Source organism: Catellatospora sp. TT07R-123, from assembly GCF_018327705.1.
In the GTDB taxonomy this organism is placed as follows: Bacteria; Actinomycetota; Actinomycetes; order Mycobacteriales; family Micromonosporaceae; genus Catellatospora.
Genome location: NZ_BNEM01000002.1, coordinates 802999 through 821450 on the forward strand (window position 1 = coordinate 802999; position 18452 = coordinate 821450).

At 75.1% G+C, this 18452-nt stretch carries 5 protein-coding genes; all 5 read right to left on the bottom strand.

Annotated elements, in window-relative coordinates:
* Nucleotides 1–116: 116 nt before the first annotated feature.
* From Cs7R123_RS23910 to Cs7R123_RS23930, 5 genes are read right to left on the bottom strand one after another with little or no spacing between them, the layout of a single operon-like run.
* Complete coding sequence (locus Cs7R123_RS23910; RefSeq protein ID WP_212829953.1) at nt 117–7850, bottom strand: hypothetical protein; 7734 nt, start codon at nt 7848–7850, stop codon at nt 117–119.
* Between the two features lie 4 nt (nt 7851–7854).
* Entirely contained in the window at nt 7855–10941 is a 3087-nt protein-coding gene (locus Cs7R123_RS23915) for a DUF6519 domain-containing protein (RefSeq protein WP_212829954.1), read from the bottom strand.
* Nucleotides 10926–13499, bottom strand: a complete 2574-nt coding sequence (locus tag Cs7R123_RS23920; RefSeq protein WP_212829955.1) for a hypothetical protein — start codon at nt 13497–13499, stop codon at nt 10926–10928. The genes Cs7R123_RS23915 and Cs7R123_RS23920 overlap by 16 nt, the downstream gene beginning before the upstream one ends.
* Nucleotides 13492–16008, bottom strand: coding sequence for a baseplate J/gp47 family protein (locus Cs7R123_RS23925; protein WP_212829956.1), 2517 nt, complete (start codon nt 16006–16008; stop codon nt 13492–13494). Before Cs7R123_RS23925 ends, Cs7R123_RS23920 begins: the two co-directional genes overlap by 8 nt.
* Nucleotides 16005–18452 carry a hypothetical protein gene (locus Cs7R123_RS23930; RefSeq protein WP_212829957.1) on the bottom strand — a complete coding sequence of 816 codons (2448 nt, stop codon included), beginning with the start codon at nt 18450–18452 and terminating at the stop codon, nt 16005–16007. The genes Cs7R123_RS23925 and Cs7R123_RS23930 overlap by 4 nt, the downstream gene beginning before the upstream one ends.

The following is an 18452-nucleotide window of genomic DNA, read 5'->3' on the forward strand; positions in this document are numbered from 1 at the left end:
AACCCACCTATGCGGACACACTTTTCGCCGCTCACTGTCGCGATGTCGACTCGGCCGCAGACACCGCGGCGGCGAGCGGTACGGCGCTCGGCATGAATCCACGGTGGAGTGACGTGTCACGGTGGCATCGTCCACACCACGCCGCGGGCGGTCGCCCGGGTCACGTGGAGGTTGAACCTGCCCGGCGTCACATCGGCCAGTTCAAGCCTGCCCGAGTCGGCCCCGGTGACCTCGATGCGGCGCGTGGTGACGTTCATGCCGCCGCCGAACGTCAGGTTGGTTTCCTGCACCGTGAACCTGCCCAGGCCCAGGTCTTCCACAAGTCCGCTACGGGCGCCGCCGGTGCTCAGCGGGTGCAGCTCACCGTGCCCCGTCGCACCGCCGACGACATGCGGCGCCAACGTGACGTGCCCGCTTACGCCACCGGACAGCGTGATCGGGATCGGCGCCGGGTTCGCGACGTCGAGCAACGTGGCCGGATCAGCGGTGCCCGGCCGCGGCCCCAGGCGGACGGTGACGCCTGAAGGGCCGGATCCGGAGCTGGGGGTGGGCACCAGGTCGTCGATGATCGTGCTGAGCCGCATCTCGCCGGACGCGGCGAACAGCGCGACCGCTGCGGGATCGCTGATGTTCCAGGTGGCCAGGTTGTAGTTGTAGACCCCGAAAGCCGCCTCGAGCATGACCCGGTTGCCGTCCTGCCGGAACCTGACCCGGGCCCCGGCGGTGCCGAGCACGGAACTCGGTGGCGTGAAGGTGATCGAACCGACGATGGCACTGGCCACCGCGTGGGTGTCGATCCTGCCGTCGACGAAGTGCAGGTTGATGTGCATGTCGATGCTGTGCACGCCCAGCACCGACATCGGCATGTTCTCGATGGTCACTGACACCGGCACATCACCGGTGAAGCGGTCGAGGAGCATGTTGCCCAGGTCGTGCATGCTCGGATGGATCGCCGTCGGCGTGCCGCCGGAACCGCCGCTGCCCGGAGCGGCGAAGTCGATCTCCAGGTTCGCGTCGTCGATCTCCAGGTCCGGGAACCGCACCCGGACCGGATCGAGGTCGGCGCCGGTGGTCCCCAGCGCCCTCGCCTGGGCCACCCGCAGGGTCACGCCGCCGGCCAGATCCCGGTACTCGATGTTGCGGAACGCGATGTCGTCGGCGCCGACGTGGCCGGGCACCGGCCGGGAACCCACGTAGTGCGCACCCGTGTAGCGGACCTCCGCCGCGTCGAGCGAGCCGAACCCGACGGTGGCGCCGCCGGCGAGTGCCGCCGGGCTGAGCGTCTCGGCGTGCGGGCGCACGATCGTGGCCCGCATCGGTCCGCTCGCGGGCAGCTCCACGTCGATCGCGTCGGTGCTCAGGCGCAGGTCACCGGTCAGCCTGCCGGTGAGGGCGGCGCGCAGGTGCGGCACGACGAGCTGGTCGGCGTGCACGGTCCCGATGAGGTCGGTGCTGGTGGTGCCGGGGACGATCACGAAACCGTCCGGCGTCGACCCGCCGAGCCGGACGTGGTCCAGATGCGTCAGCGGCGGCAGACCGGCCGGGCCGGCCGCGCCGATCGGCAGCCCGAACGTGCCGAGGCCGGGCAGGGCCAGCTCGATGCCCTCGGCGTCGATGCGGTCGATGGTGAAGGTGCGCAGCGCGATCCGGCCGGTATGCCGGTCGACCCGCACGTCGGCGCGGATGTCGCGCAGGTAGACCGCGCCCGCCTCACTGGTGGAGGTGACGGTGCCGCCCGCGGTGCCGGTGGTCCTGACCGGTCGGCGCCCCGTGGCGGCGAGGTAGCCCGCAGTGCCCCAGCCGATGTTCAGCGAGGTCACGTCGAGCTCCGGGACGTGCAGCCCGGCGATCTCGATCGTGCTCGGGGTGATGCTGATCTCGCCGGTGTCGGCGTTGTAGAAGGCGATCTCCTGGTGCGCGGCGACGGCCGTGCGCCTGCCCCCGGCCGGGCTGGGACCGCCCGGGTCGTCGTAGTCGACCTCGAAGATGCCGCCGGCGCCGTACCCGTGCGCGGTGGCGGCGGAGCCGCCGGAGCTCAGGCGCACGTCGAGCCGCTGCACGTCCAGCTCGCCCCGGGCCCGCAGCGCGCCGCGGATCAGCCGCGCGTCGACGTGCAGACCGGTGATCGTGGCCTGCGCCCCGGCGTGCGCGAGGTCGAACTGGTCGAGGTGGTCGAACGGCAGCACGAAGTCGTGCATGTGGACGCGCTGGATCCGCAGCGCGCCCGGGTGCGGGTCCAGGCGGCCCAGTTGCAGGTCGAGCGCCGGGGAGCCGACCGGGGCGTCGTGGTAGTGCAGGTTGGCGAAGTCGATGTGTTCCAGGTCCATCCGGGTCACCCGCAGGCGCGGGCCGTGCGCGGGGACGCCCGGACCGCCGTCGGCTCGCGACTCGTACCGGCCGGCCAGGTGCACCGCGCCGATCCTGCCGCCGCCGGTGGACCGGATCCGCTTGGTGCCGGTGCGCCAGTCGACCGCCCCGACCTCGACGCCGGTCAGGTCGACGCTGCCGCCGACGACGGTGCCACCGGCCGCGGTCTGCTGCATGTCGACATGCGCCCCGATGGGGATGCGCCGGATCGTCAGGTTCTGTTGGCCTTCGCCGGTGACGTGGACGTCGGTGGCGGCGAGCCCGGCCGCGTCCAGGCGTACCGTGCGGTTCGCGCCGTCGGAGGCGAAGCCGACCCGCAGCACCGCGTCGGCGTTCGGATGGGCCAGCGGGTCGGCGCCCGCAGGCGGCACCACTCCCCCGCTGAGCGCGCCGTCGACCTGGGTGCTGGCCGGATGCGTCCCGAGGACCGTACTGATGGCCTGGTAGTGGGCGTCGAGCCCGCCGACGGTGAGGTCGCCGCCCATCGCGGTGGGGCCGTCGTCGCCCGTCGTCCGGTAGTACAGGTTCGTGCCGTGGATGTCACCGAGCGCGCCCTCGGTGATCTCGACGCGCAGTTCGGAGTCGGCGTCGCGGGTGAAGTACACCAGGTGCATGCCCGAGATGCGGGCGATGTGGAGGGTGGCGACACGGACGTCCGTGACCTGCGCGTCGCCGCTGCCGGTCTGGGTGAACCGCAGGTCCATCGCCACCCCGCCGAGCACCACCGACGCGCCCGTGATGGTGGTGTCACCGGCGCTGAGGCGCAGTCCCTCCAGCCGCACCGACGTCGCGGTGAGGTCGGGGATGTGCACCCCGCCGTCGACGGGCGTGACCGTGCCCTGCAGCCCCTGTACGGCGACCCGCGCCACGTGCCCCGAGGCGAACTGGACGTTCTCGAACACCATGTCGGCGCCGACCTGAGGCCTCGCGGCGCGGGCGAAGTCGCCGAACCCGCCGGTGACCCCGGCCGTGCCCGGCAGGCCGTCGAGCCCCACCGACGCGTGCACGCTGCCGGTGGCCCGGCCGACCCGCCACGACGGCCCGGCGATGTCGTGGGCGTCGACGCCGTCGACGGTGAACACCAGGCGGCCGTGCTCGTCGAGGCGGCCGGAGACCGGGCCGAGCGACAGGGAGCCGACGTCGATGCCCAGCAGCCGCGTGAGCCGCTGGCGGGACTCCTGGATGTCGCGCAGCCGGTGGCGCTCGGCCGTCTCGTCGGCCAGGTGCCCCCGGGCCTCCAGCTCCTCGACGTGCATCGCGAGCAGCATCGCCTCGCCGAGCCGTTCGCGGATCTGCGGATCGGCGTTGATGGGCAGGGCGAGGTAGCGCATGGTCAGCTGGTGGGCGGTCGGCAGGCTGCCGGCGGGCAGCCGCACCGCAGGTCCGCCGCCGGGCGCCGGGGTGATCGTCACCCCGCCCACGCTGAGGTTCACCTCGGCGTCGCGGCGCAGGTCGGCGGCGGTCGGGCGGTGCACACCGCGCCGGAACCGGCCGATCAGCTCCGGGTCGGCGAGATAGCTGCCGGACGCGGCCGGGACCAGCGACTCCGGCACCCGTACGTCGAGGTGGACCGGGCCGATGTGGGCACCGGCCAGCTCCACGGACCCGGAGACCTCCCCGATGTCGATACCCGCGACGTCCAGCGTGGCCCCGACGTCGGACCGCACCAGCGTGTTCAGCCGCGCCAGCTCGGCGCGCTCGGCCGGGGTCAGCGAACCGGCGATCCAGCGGTCACGGCGTTCCAGCTCCTCCATCCGCAGCTCGGCCTCGGTCGGCGGCAGGTAGCGCTCGGGCACGGTCTCGTCGTCGGGGCTGAGGGCGGCGCGGGCGGCCCGGCGCTGCGCCGCCATCAGGTTCTGTATCTCCACCAGGCGGGTCAGTTCGGCGCGCTCGGTCGGGGTGAGGCTGCTCTGGCGGGCGCGCAGCTCCCGGATGCGCACCGCGTGGATGGTGAACCGGTCGAGCTCGTCCAGGGCGGCGTCGCGCCGGGTGATCGCGGCGGTCCGCGCCGAGCCGGTGAGGGTCGGGATGCGCTCGTTCAGCGAGGTGATGAGTGAGCGCAGGTAGGCGGGCCGGCTGCGGGCCACGCCGGCGGCCAGGCCGTGCAGGCGGATCGAGGAGACCTGGGTCCCGGCGCCGAACGACGCGCCCTCGATCTCGAGGTCGCCGAGGGAGACCTGCAGCGAGCGCAGCATCCGCGCCGCGTCGCCGAGCCGTTCGGTCACCGAGCGCGGCGGCCGGGGTGTTCCGTCGCTGACCAAGCCGTAGACGTAGTCCAGCGGGTGCGGCTGGTTCGGGATCAGATGGTTGACCACCGCGTCGCGGCCGGAGCCGACGACCTTGTCGGCCAGCCACGGCAGCCCGGTGGCGGGCAGGCCCAGCGCCATCAGGTCGGTGATCGACGGGCTGCCGGGCAGGCCGCCCAGCAGCATCACCATGTTGTCGATCAGCTGTAGCAGCGGGCCGAGCACCGGGACGCCCACCCACCCGTCGCGCGGCTGGTGCCCGGCGAGGTCCTCGGCCCCGGTCGAGCCCGCCCGCATGCGCAGCGTCTGCATCAGCAGGTGCGCCAGTGCCACGCCGCCGACCGACTCGTTGGCGATCACCAGGTCCCGCACGTCGGCGCTCTGCATGGACAGGTCGAACCCGATCGGGGCGCGGTAGTGCCGGTCGGAGAAGGAACCGATGACCCTCAGGTCGCGCAGGGTCACGAAACCGGCCCGGTAGGACGCTCCGGGCTGGGAGGCGTCGAAGCGGTTGAGGCGAAGCTGCTCGACGCGCATCCGGAACGCGCCGTTGCCGGGGTCCAGGTGCAGTTCCAGCCGGTTGGTGTGGTCACGCAGCGCCCGGTCGGCCGCGGTGGTGCCGCCGACGATGCTCTGGGCGCGGGGGGTGAGCTGCGCGCCGGCGAGGTCCTCGCCCATGGCCCACTGCGCCGTCTCCAGGTCCACGTCGAGGTCGAGCGTCCGGCCGGTCGCCTCCACCGCGAGGTAGAGCGCCATGCCCGCGCCGTAGAGCACCAGCCGCAGGCCGCCCCAGAGCACGCTGAGCAGCTCGGTGAAGGTGCCGGGCACGTCGATGTGCTCGGGGGCGTAGTCCGGCCGGTACACGGGGTGGTAGAGGCCGAACGTGGTCTGCAGGTCGAGGCCGAGGTGGGCGGTGAGGTCGGCGTACTCGCGGGACAGGTCGTAGACCCAGCGCCGGTCGTCGGAGGCGTACGCCAGCAGCAGCAGGGCGCGCAGCTGCGGATCGTGTTCGCCGTCCCACAGCCGGGTGTCGCGCAGCCGCTCGTGCAGCTGGGCGAGGGTGGGGAAACCGTCGCGGCCGGTCATCGCGCCCGCGGCGGCGGAGCGGCGCATCTGGCCGGTCATCGCCGACATCATCGCGCCCCACAGGTTCGGGTGCTCCTCGCTCCACCGCCGCTGCTCGGCCGGCGGCAGGGCGCGCAGCAGCAGGTGCGCCAGCCACGCCTCGTACGCCGAGATCCACCAGTCGAACAGGCCGGTCGACAGCAGCCGCGTGGCCTGGCGCTCCAGGCGCAGCGGGTCACGGCGTGACGCGACCCGGTCCACCAGCACCCGGGACTCGTCGTTGACCAGGAACTCGTCGGTCAGCCGCTCCAGCACGCCGTCGAGCACGCCCATGGTGTCCAGCCGCCGGATGACGGCGGTCTTCTGCTCGGGCTCGGCCTCGGCGGCCAGGCGGCGGACGATCTGCTCGGCGGCGTCGGCGCGGTGGGGTCCGGCGTCCCAGTCGGCGATGAGCTGGCGCAGCAGGTCGTGCGTCCCGTCCGGCGACGACCCGCCGGGCCCTTCCGCGAGGTACTCGGTGCCGACGCCGGTGTACTCGCCGTCGGCGACCATCCCGTTCGGAAGGTTGTCCTGCAGCCGCTCGAACCAGAACCCGCCGTCGCGGCGGCGCCAGGCGTCCTGCTCGGCCAGCGGCAGGCTGCGCACCAGCAGGTAGGCCAGGCGCGCGTCGTCGTCGGTGACCGCCCAGTCGAAGACCCCGTAGGACAGCAGGCTCTCGATCCGGGGCAGGGTCAGGCCGGGGGCGCGGGCGGCGAGCAGCCGGGCCAGGATCAGTCCGTAGTCCTCGCCGCTGGTGACGCCGAACCTGCGCCGGTCCGCCGACGGCAGGTGGTCCAGGATGACGTCGACGAGCCGGTTGCGGTCCAGTTCGGTCACCACGGCGCGCATCCGTTCGTGCGGCAGCGGCGGGGCGTTGGTGGCGGGCGCGGCGACCGGCTCGGACATCGCCTCGACCATCGGCCGGAAGGCGTCGAGCGCGGCCCGTGCCGCGTCGGCGTTGTGGTGGCGCAGGATCTGCGTCACCGACGTGACGATGTGGGTGTCGACGCCCTCGGGCTGCTGCGCGGTGCCCAGGCTGTAGTCGCGGGCGGTGCCCATCCGCTCCTCGGCGGCGACCGCGGTCCGCAGGTCGGCCGCGTCGTCGCCCAGCGGGGCGGGACCGGACATCACCTCGCGGAAGTACTGGCGCCGGTCGCCGCCGGCCAGCCGGGCGAGGCCGGCGTCGGACTGCGACTGCAACAGCAGGTAGACGGCCCGGCGGGCCGGTTCGCCCAGGCGGGACAGGTTGACCCCGTGCAGGGGCACGTCGGCGTCGGTGGTCGGGCCCTGCGGGCCGACCTGGCCCCGGGCCAGCCGGTCGCCGAGCGCGGCGAGGTCGTCGCGGTCCAGCGCGGCGAGCACCGCCGCGGCGGCCTCGGGGTGCTCACGGTGGTGCCGGTCGTCGACGAGTGCGAGCATCCGCCGCCGCTCGGGGGACAGCAGCCGCACCAGGACGCGGGCGATGACGAACGGCAGCGGTTCGATCATCCGCAGCACGAACTCGCGCTTGCTGCGGTCGCCGGTGAAGACGGCGTCGAGCTCGTTGTTGATGGCGGCCAGCTCGGCGGCGTGGTGGACGCGGACGAGCCCGGTCAGGCGCGTGGTCAGCCGGTCGACCTCGCCCGGGGCGGCCGGGACCGCCGGGGCGATGCCGGAGGCGCCGTCGAAGCGGGCGACGTGCCCGTCGGGCAGCACCGCCCGCGGCAGCCAGAGGTCGCCGCCCGCGCGTACGGCGGCGGTGACGGCCGCGGCTTCCGCTTCGGCCGCGGTGACGTCGGGGCGTACGGCCGCCAGGTGGGCGCTGGCCGACGGGCGGACGCGGTTGCGGTGCTGCGCGACGTGGGCCAGTTCGTGCGCCAGCACGCCCGCATCGGCCAGGGCCATCGCGGACGGGCACAGCAGCAGCCCCTGGCCGTCGGCGGCGGCCGGTGACGCGCCCAGCAGCGACGACTCGGTGACCCGCAGCGGCACGGTGTCGGGGTCGAGCCCGAGGTGCGGCGCGATCCGGCGGACGACCTCCCGTGCCGCGACGGTCGGGGCGGCGGGCGCCGGGGCCGGGGCGGCAGCGCGTGCTGCGACGCGGCGTGAGCCGTCCGCAGCGTCCGCGGCTGCCGCCGCCGGCCCGTCGGTCATGCCGTCACCGCACCGTGTTGAACGGCAGCCAGTTGTCCAGCGGCGCCGGGAACGGCCGCCCGGCGGGCAGCACCGCCGGGCCCCACAGCACGTTGCCGGTGATCGCCGCGCCCTCGGTCGCGCCGAGCACCGCCAGGCTGTAGCCGGACTCGGCCCGCCGGACGGTGTTGCCGGTGACCGTGGTCGTGCCGACCAGCGCCAGCGTGACGACCGCGCCGTCGCAGCGGGCGGTGCACTGGTTGGCGTCGAACTGCACCACGCCGTCGCGCCGGACGTGCCCGGCACGCGACGCGGCCGTCTCGGCGCCGAGCCGGTTGAGCACGATCACGGCGGGGCCGGTGGCGGCGTGGGCGGTGTAGACCGCGTCGCTGACCGCGTACTGCCGGGCGGTGGTGGCGCAGTCGACGGTGTTGTGGTGGATCTGCAGCCGGGTCTCGTGGCGCAGCACCTGGATCGCGTACGACCGGGCGAAGTCGATCGCGGTCAGCGCGGCGGCCCGCAGGTCCCGGCTCGAACCGGCATCGGCGATGAGCTTGTCCCGCGACACCGCGGCCCGGCCGAACCACGTCTCGGCCTTGATCTCGGCGAAGGCCACGCTCGGCGCGGACGGTCCGCCCGCGACGGAGTCGACGAACCGCTTCGTCCACACCGCCGGGTCCGGCCCGGCCTCACCGGCGACGTTCCCGGCCGTCCCGGCGCTGTCGGGCAGCGGGTAGGTCCAGCCGAAGGCGACCAGGAACTGGGCCACCGGGTCGAGGAACACCGACTGGACCGTCGTGTTGATCGCGGTCATGGTCGCGGCGCTCACGTCGGTGGCGCGGTAGGCGTCGATGAGGTCGAGGCCGCGCAGGGTCTCCGCCGACAGCAGCCAGAAGCCGCCGTAGCAGTCCCGCACCGTGTTCTCGCCGATGAGGACCCCGCCGACCTCGCCCAGCGCGGCGACGGCCACCGTGATCCCCGCGAAGAGGTTGTCCCGCAGCCTGGCGTCGTCGAGCAGGCTGTCGACCAGCATCCCGGAGGCGACCTTGCGCCGCCCGGCGGCGGTACGCACCAGCGACGGGCTCACCATGACGCCGACCATGACCTGCGCGTCCACGTCGGAGGCGCGGGCCCGGTCGTGGACGAACCGGCAGCCTTCGACGGTGAGCCCGACACAGGCCCCGCCGATGAGGATGCCGACGGCGACCATCGGCGGCCGGTCGACCACGACGGCGGCGGTGTCGAGCTCCGCCGACCACAGCCGCAGTTGCCCCACGCCGCGCTGGTCCGGGTCGTAGCCGATGTCGAAGTCGAACGTGCAGTCGGCGATGCGCAGGTCACGGGTGTTGACGGACCTGACGGCGATGGCGGCGCCGCGGCCGCGGTGCACCGCGGAGATCCGGTCGTCGGCGAGCCGGAAGTCGTCGGCGGAGCCGTCGGTCAGGCCGTATGCCGGGGGCAGCTCGAAGGTGATCCCGGTGACGGTCACCGCCTCGACGCCGACCGCGACGATCATGCCCTGGGGGAACGCGTCCTCCCGGCCCGGCGCCACCGCCAGCACCACCGCCCCGCCGCAGCCCTCCAGGTGCAGCCGGCCGTGCCCGGCCGTCAGCACCAGCGGCTCGGCCAGCTGGTAGCGGCCCGCGCGCAGGCACACCGTCACCTGCTGGCTCGGGTCGCCGACCGGCCGGCCGGCGGTCGCCTGGTCGATGATCGCCTGCAACCGGGCGGCGTCGGCGACGTCGACGCTGACGGTGCAGCAGCCGCCGCCGGTGCCGGGGGTGAGCCCGGTCAGCGGCGGGAACGGGATGCGGCAGTCGTCGAGCAGCTGGAACCGGCCGTCGGACCAGGCGACCACGGCCAGCGGGCAGGCCCACATGCGCGGCCCGTCCGGCGGCTGCGCCTCGCGCAGCAGGCGCGCGGGCAGCACCGTGTCCGGGGTGGCGGGGCGGACCCCGATCTGCCAGAAGTCGCCCGGGTGGGCGAAGCCGTGCTCAAGCTCGATGGTGACCGAGACACCGGTGCCGGTGAGGGCCACCGTCTGCCCGGACTTGACCCCGGTGCGCAGCTCCTCCCAGACGCGCAGGTAGAGCTGGGGAGTCGCGTCGGCGTCGAGGTAGACGGCGGGCGGCGGGGCGGGCAGCACGACCGTGCGGGTGTCCGGGTCGTACGGCTCCGACAGCGCCGCGACCTCGCCGCACAGCGCCGCCGCCCAGCCCTCGGTGACGCCGTCGGCGCTGTCGAGGTCGGCGGCCGCCCGCAGCACCTGCACCGGCTGTCCGGCGCGCGGGAAGTGGTAGTCGTCGACGGGGGCGCGGTCGAGCGTGAGCATGGTGCCGGACCCGGCGGTCACCCGGTACAGCATCGAGGCGTTGTCGTAGCCCCACAGCAGGTCGAAGGTGCCGTCCTCGTACGCCGCCGAGACCTGTACCCGGATCAGCTGGTTCTCGGCGCCCAGATAACCGCCCGCCGCCGTGGGCTCGCACGGGTCCGGGGCGGACGGCGGCGGGTCCCACGCCACCAGCAGCCGGCTGGCCGAGTTCAGGCGCATCGTCGCCGGGTCGAACTCCAGGCCCTCGACGTGCCAGGCCTTCCGGTCGTCACGCAGGGCGGGCCCGCACGCCTTCGCCCTGGTGGGCAGCAGCCGCACCCGGGTCACGATCCGCCGCCGCGCGGCGCCGTCCGGGCCGCCCAGCGCCACCTCGCGCAGCACCGGGTCCTCCGCCGCGGTGACGTCGTACTCGGTCAGCTGGAGGACCACGTGCTCGTGGGCGGCCTCGCCGGGCTTGCGGAACTGCGGATCGCCCGAGCTGTCGCGCCAGTCCGGCTGGGCGCTGTAGCGCACCTTCGCGCCGGAGTGCACGCGCACGCCGCCGACGTACATGGTTCCGGGGCCGATGACGAGGTCGCCGCCGTCCTCGATGATCTTGTACCCGTCGTCCGGGGTGCCCGCCGGGCCGATGATCTCGCGCAGCTCCGCGAGGCGCTCCTCGTCCTCGATGCGGTACTGCTCGTTCTCCTCGGCCTCCAGCGACACCCGCCCCTGCTGGGGCACGACGCCGGTGTAGCGCCGCCCGGGATCGAAGGAGACGCGCGCTACATCGGTGGCCATTGCCTACCCCTCATGGTTTCTGCTTCGACATCGGTCAGCGGCATGGGAACCAGCACCGGCGCCAGTCCCGCCGGCAGGTACTCCCGGTACTTCACGAGCAGCGAGCGCTCCTTGAGCGCGGCGCCGTCGCGGCAGAAGGCGCCCATCTCGGAGCCGTTGCGCGCGCCGGTGCGGATGCTCGCCGCCGCGGCGGTGTCGGCGGTGACGATCGCGGTGTCGGCCGACGCGACGAGCGCGGCGTAGCCCGCCTCGCCGAAGCGGCGGCTGGCGAACAGCGGGGCGCCGGGGCGCACCTCGACGCTCTCGTACCGGCGCGGCAGGACGCTGCCGGTCGAGCAGGCCGAGAAGCGTACGCAGCCGTCCTGGGTGTCGTCGACGACCACCACGTCGTCGAGGATGGACTCGCTGCATTCGAGGCGGTGCAGGTGCGCGCGGCCCAGCAGGGTCACCCGGTTGAGCCGGGCCAGGCCCGCGGCGCAGACCAGCGCGGCGCCGGACAGCTCCGACGGGAACGCGTAGCCCAGCAGCTCCCGGTTCACCGCGACCAGCTCCGCGCCGGTCGGGCCCGCCTGCGCGCGGGTCACGACCGCGGCGGGCACCTGACGCTGGGCGAACCGGGCCGGGTCCCACAGCGGCGCGCCCAGGACCGTGTTCAGGTCGGCCACGACCGCGGCGAGGTCGCCGTCGGCGACCGGTGCGCCGTCGGTGTATCCGGCGACCGCCGCCGACGCCGCCGCGCCCAGCTTCCCGGCCAGCCAGGCGGTCAGCGGGTCGCGCCGGTGGTGCAGCAGCCGGAACAGCTCGGTCGGGTCGTCGACCGCCGCCGGGCTCAGCAGGCCGCCGGTGTCGGCGGGCAGGCCCTGGATGACCGAGTCGGTGGCGCACAGCAGCTCGACCACGCCGTGCGCCCGGGTCCGGATCGGACCGGTGATCGACCGGTCCACGACCAGGGAACGCACCGTGCCCTCGACGATCAGCCGGGTGGCGGACAGGTCGCGGCCGTCGACGGCGGGCTGCCACACCGTCGCCGGGGTGCGCAGGGCGCCGGACGTGCCCGGGTCCAGCGTCGTGCAGGCCACGACGACCTCGGCGAAGCCGCCGCGCAGCACGATGTCGGCGCCGGAGAACAGGACGCCCTCCAGGCGCAGGCGCGCGGTCGGCTCGGCGCCGGCCGGGCTGCCGGTGAACACCCACGGCCCGGCGCCGGGCGCCAGGCGGATCACGGCGCGCCGCTGGTCGCGGGCGCGTACGGTGACCGCCTCGACCGGCACCGCGACCGAGCCCACCGGGGCGACCGCGGTGCTGGTCAGGCCGTCGGTGACGACCACCGTGCCGGTCGGGCCGAGCGCGGCCAGCGCGTTGTTCAGGTCGGTCGGGGTGCCGCCGGGCACCTCCCGCACCGGTGCCGGGTCGGACGCGGGCGCGGCACCGACCCGCCGCCGGTCGTAGGGTCCGGCGCCGATCCGGGAGAACAGCCCGTAGTGGTAGGCGACCTCGACCGGGCCGGTGCCGCCCGGCACCGCGAACCGGCCCACCTCGGGCCACAGCTTCACGTCGTGCGGGTCGACCGGATCGACCGCGCCCAGGGGGCGTACGGCGAAAGACCTCGGCTGGAACGAGGCGCCCGGGTCCGGATAGGCCCCCCGCGGCACCGGAGTCTGCCCCGCGACCGCCACCGCGTCGGCTAGGCCCTGGGTGAGCGGGCCGGGGACCTGCCACTGCGCCAGCGGCGCCCACCGCTCGCCGTAGCCGGTGGCGGGCCGGTCGTCGGCCTGCCACAGGCCGAGCTGCCGCCCGGTCGGATCGGCCGCGTAGTGGTCCGGGCAGCCCGCGACCGGCACCGGGGTGGCCCGGTCGACGGCGATGTCGGCGGCCTGCCACAGGAACACGCCGATCTTCGCGATGCCGTGCCAGCCCAGCGCGCCCCGGCCGATGCGGACGTCGGCGCGGTGGGCGTACTCGTCGAACGGGCCGTGCGCGTCGGCGGCGCCGACCGGATGGCGCAGGTCGGCCCGGCCGCCCAGCGGCGTGCCGGTCAGCGGCCCGACCAGGCCGGAGACCCGCTGCAACCGCCGGGCCGCGGCGCGGTCGGGCTCGTCGGCCGGGCGGCCCAGCGCCGGGTCCAGCAGGTGCCGGTTGCGGCCGAGCCGCCGGAAGAACTCCACGACGTGGCTCTCCCAGCCGGTGACGTCGGCCGCCAGCTGCTCCAGCAGCGCGACGGTGCCCTTGCGCCGCCGGTAGTAGATGGTGTTGGCGACGTCCAGGCGCCTGCCGCGCGCGTCCATCGACGGCACGAGGTTGGTGTCCAGCAGCGCCGCCAGGTACGGCACCACCCAGTCGGCGCCGGTCTCGACGGACTGGTCCTCCCAGAGCCGGTCGATGCCCCGGCGCACGTCGCCGAGCTGCACCGCGACCCGGTCCAGCAGGGTGCGCAGCGGACCGGTGCCGTCGAGCACGTCGCTGTCGGCCTGCCGGTACACGGCGGGCAGCAGCGCCCACAGTTTCGCCGCGGCGGCCTCGTCGAAGCCGTCGGCGCTGGACACGACCGGTTCACTCAACGGGAGCCACCTCCGTCACCAGGTGCAGACGGTCGGCGGTCACGGCGAAGTAGCCGCCCGCACCCGGGCTGAACCGCGGTCCCTCGTCGTCGTCGTGGCCGGTCCAGTTCATCCACAGCCGGTGCACCGCGAGCACGCCGGGCCGGTCGCAGACCGCTTCGATGCGGCTGCGGTAGAGCGTCTCGCCGACCTCCAGGCCGCCCGGCGCGAACAGGGCCAGCAGGTCGGCGCGCACGGCGTCGGCCAGGTCGGCGGCGAGGTAGAGCGGGTCGGTGCGCAGCACCAGTTGCAGGTATGCCTGCTGCGCCACGGCGGGCAGCACGGTCACCGGCCGGTTGGGGTCGGCGGCGGCGCGCAGGGCGGCGCGGGCCGAGGCGACCGCCGCGGCGTCGTCGCCGACGTAGACGGTCGCCATCGCCCTCTGCTGGGTCGCGTCCCACGCCCACGCCGCCCCGGCCCGCGCGACGCCGGGCGCCTGGGCCGCCACGACCAGGTAGTCGTCGGAGGAGACGGCCCGGCCGAAGGTGAGCACGGAGGCGGGCGCGAGGTCGCGTACGCGCTCGGGCGGGTCCGGGTCGGCGCCGCCCCCGGCCCCGACCGGGTTGCGCAGCGCGGCCAGGTTCGCCGCCGGTCGGAGCGCCTGGGTGAGCGCCCCGGCGGGCGGGGCCAGCGCGCCCGACCCGACGCGGTAGCTCGCCACGACGTGCGCGCCGGTCGGCAGGCGGGCGCCGTTGACGCCGTCACCGGTGCGCACGTGCGTACGGCCCTGCTCGTCCTCGCGGGTCACGAAGACCTGCTCGGCCGGGCCGCGGCCGTACAGCATCGGCACCTCGCGCCAGCGCAGCCCGTCGACGAGCAGCTCCACCGTGGACGAGTAACCCGGGCCGGACCGGGACCCGGTGCCTGCGATGCCGCCGGTGCCGGGCGGTGCCGCGCCGGCCGCGGTGTCGGCGAGGTAGGTGACCGGCGCGCGGCTGAGCGTGAAGTCCTGGCCGGGCAGGCTGGCGTCGCCGGTGCCGAGTGACTCCCCGGCGACGGTCGTGCCGCGCGTGAGCGTGATCAGGTCCCACAGCATCCGCAGCGGGGACACGAAGTCGCCGTCGGCCCCGTCGAGGGCGACGTCGCCGCCGGAGCCCGGTGTGGCGCCGACCGAAGCGCCGCCGCCACGCGCGTCCTCGACCAGCGCCGGGGTCCTGGTCCCTGCGGGCGCGGCGGGCGGGCGCGCCAGCCGCACCGCCGTCAGCGCCCCGACGTGCCTGGTCACCGGGGTGTCCAGCAGCGTGCCGACGTCGGTCCACTGCGACCGGACGACCACCTCGGCGACGCGGGAGCCGTAGCGGGTGCCGAGGTCCACCCCGGCCGCGGCGGCCACCGCGAGCTTGCCGACCAGCAGCGGGATGCCGTTGGCGCCGGGGCTGGTGGTCGGGGTGGACGGGGCGGCGTTGGCATACCAGAGGACCTCGGCGTAGCCGGTGAGCCGGACGAGGTCGAAGCCTGTGCCCGAGCGCAGCCCGGTGCCGGCGCCGGGGACCTCCACCAGCAGCGGGTCGCCGGCTTTGAGGGCGCGGGCCGTGCTGTCGAGGACGAGCTGGCCGAAGCTGACCACGGTCGCCCCGGACGGCACGGTGATCAGGTGGTTGGACGCGTGCGGACGGCACAGCCGGTAGTCGGCGGCGTGCGCGTCGGGCGACAGGCCGCCGGTGCCTTCCAGCAGCACCCGCGTGTTGACCCGCCGGTGCGCGTCGGTCTCGGGCACCAGCCCGGTCACCCGTACGACGGCGGCCTCCAGATCGGCCGAGGTCCACGCGCGCGGCACCAGCAGCAGCCGGTCGCCGACGGCGACGCCGGTGGGCTTGCCCTTGACCAGCACCCCGCCGCGCAGGACGAGGGCCTTGCGGGCGGGCACGTCCGCGGTGCCGGGCCGGGACCCGGCCGGAGGTCCGCCGACGACGGCCGCCTCGTCCCCGGCGGCCGGGGTCGCGACGGAGGTCGGCGAGGTGAACGCGGTCGCCACCCCGGTCTCGAACGTCTGCGACGCGACGCCCGGGGTCGCCTTGGAGGCGACGGCGAACCCGGCCGGGATGACGATCGGGCCGGGTCCGGTGGCGAGCACCCCGAGGGTCGCCGACGCGGCGATGCCGGGACGGGGCCGGTAGCCCAGCACCGACACGAGCCGGTTGACGCTGTCGGCCAGGACCGCGGTACGCAGGAAGGACTCGTTGGCGATGCGTTCGGTGTAGAAGGTGAGCACATCGGCGACGTACGCCCACCAGTCGACGACCTGCAGGGCGAGGTCGGCGGAGGCCGTCGGCCGCCAGCCGTCGAGCTCCGTCTCGCCCGGCAGGCGGTGCAGCATCCGGCGCCGGAACGCGGCGAAGTCACCGGACCGGTACGCGATCGAGGCCTGTCCCGGCAGGTTCCAGATCCGCCACGGGCACCGTCCGGTGCCGTCGCAGCGGCAGACGCCGCCCGCGTCGGGGCAGCCGCAACCGCAGTCGGTCTCGCTCATTTGCCCCCCTGTACGACGATGCGCAGCGAGCCGCGTCCGGGCGCGCTCGGGTCGTTGTCCACGCGCACGATCTCGTCGCCCGCGACGGTCAACGTGTCGCCCATGGCCTGGAAGTCCGCCGTGTAGCCGCGGCGCCGGCAGGTCACCGACACGACCCCGTCGACGCCGGTGGCGCGCTGCGCGGCGATCTCCAGTTCGGAGCGTTCCAGCGCCTGACCGAAGGTGAAGCGCCCCCGGGCGAAGAACGCGGGCGCGCCGTCGGCGCGCAGCCCGGTGCCCAGCTCCACCGCCAGCGCGGCGGCGACGTCGCCCCGGAACGCCCACGCGTGCGCGCAGACGGTGACGACCAGGTCGAGGTCGGCGTAGCGGGGCTGCGGCGTGTACACCTCGTACCCCGCCAGCCGCCGCCGGTTGAGCAGCCCCAGCAGGGCCACCGCGCGGTCGGTGTCCACCGCCGGCGCGTCCTGCGGCTCGACGGTGGTGAAGATGGTCGGCCAGCTGCCCGTCCACCGGAACCGGGTGCCCGCGTCCTCGACCCAGTCGAGCTCCCGGGCGGCGGCGTCGTAGTCCGGCGGCCGGACCGCCCGGAACTGGCGGGCCCGGAACGCGTACGGCGCATACCGGCGGACCTGGTCCAGCGGCTCCTCGTCGGCCCCGCCGGCCGCGGGGAACGGGTTGGTCGCCGCGAGGATCACCGCGCTCATCGCCGGGTCGACGCCGGTCAGGGTGTCGGCGGCGATGTTGCCCGCCTCGCCGCGGGTCACCCGGTAGGTCACGTCGAACACGGTCCGCGGCGACGGCCGGTTGCCGAACACGCCGTCGCCGAAGCGGACGGTGTCGGCGTCGTCGCCGTCGTACTCCCAGCGGGGCCGGCCCGACAGCCGCTGCGGGCCGGTCCGGATGTCGGTGTAGCGGGCCGCGTCCACGGTGTACGCGGCCTCGAACGGCGCGGCGTCCAGCAGCCGGGGCCGCCACCGCCACGCCTGCGGCGCACCGCCGCCGGGCGGCGGGACGTCGGTGACGACGATCTCCGGCCGGGGGCCGGGCCGGTCGGCCCCGGCGGCGGGCTGCGCCGGGGCCAGCCAGGCGAGCCGGCCCTGGATGAGGGTGTGCTGGTAGACCGGGCGCGGGTCGTCGCAGTCGGCGTCCGGTCCGGTACGCACGACCGCGTGCGCCGCGGCGCCGGCCGCACCGGCCGCCGGGTCGGTGACGAACCGCTCGGTGTGCCGCCTGCCCTCGGTCGCGGGCAGCAGGTTGCCCGCCAGATGGGTACGGGTCAGATCATGGTCGTGCCGGGGCGCCTCGGCCGCTGACCACATCAGCCGGGTCACCGCGACACCGAACAGCGGATCGGTCTGCTCGGCGGCGCCGGTGAGGTGCACGACGTGGCGGACCGGCGGGTCCAGCGGCAGCTCGGGCGCGGTGTCGAGCAGCAGCGCCAGCCCGGCCGTCCCGGTCGCCGGGTCGCCGACCGGGAAGCCGTAGCCGTGGCCGCGCACCCACATCTGGGTGGCCCCGGCGGGCAGGCAGCGGCGGCTGTCGTCCCACCAGTACGGCAGGATGCGCCAGGCACCGGCGCTGTCGCGGGCGTTCCACCGCGGGTCGACGGCCAGCGGCAGCTCGGCGGGCAGGCCGGTGCCCGGGTCGACCATGCCCGAGCCGATCTCGAAGGCGACGGTGCCCCCGTCGGGCGCGGCCGCGGTCAGCACGGTCCCGGCCGGGATCGGGCCGCCGGCCACGTCGAGCTGCACGGTCGCCCGGGCCGACAGCGACGGCGACGGCTCGTAGTCGACGAGCCGGGCGTGGCGCACCACCGAGCGGCGCTGCGTCGCCGTGGCCAGGGTCGCCTCGGCCGCGACCCGGTCCTGCAGGTAGGCCAGGTCGTCGCCGACCGAGGCCGCCATCTCCAGCAGCATCATGCCGAGGTCGGCCTCGGACCGTTCCACCCAGTGCGGGTACGCCACGGCGGAGTAGTCGGTCAGCGCCCGCACGAAGCTGCGGAAGTCGCGGGCCAGGTAGTCGATCGGCGGGTTCGGTCCCCGGTCCGGCGGGCACGGCGGCTCGGCCCGCGCACAGTCCAGCACGGACGGGCAGCGCGCCTTGAAGTTCAGCGGCGCGGTGGCGTAGTACGGGTCCAGCACCGTGCTGTCCACGGCGAACCGGTAGACCGAGAAGTCACCCGGGTAGGCCGTGGTCAGGCGCAGCAGCGGGCGGCCCTCGTCGTCGTGGCCCCAGTCCCCGGCGGCGACCGGCCCGACCGGCACGACGGCGGGCTTCTCGCCACCGGTGATGGTCACCGGCTGCGGGCCCACCAGCGTCCCGGCCACCTCGACCGTGTTGATGAAGTGCACCGCCAGGTGGGTCTGGTCGCCCCCGGCGACCTCGACGAAGTCGATGCCGTTGAGGACGGTGGAGGCGAGCAGCGCGGCGAGACGGTCGGTCAT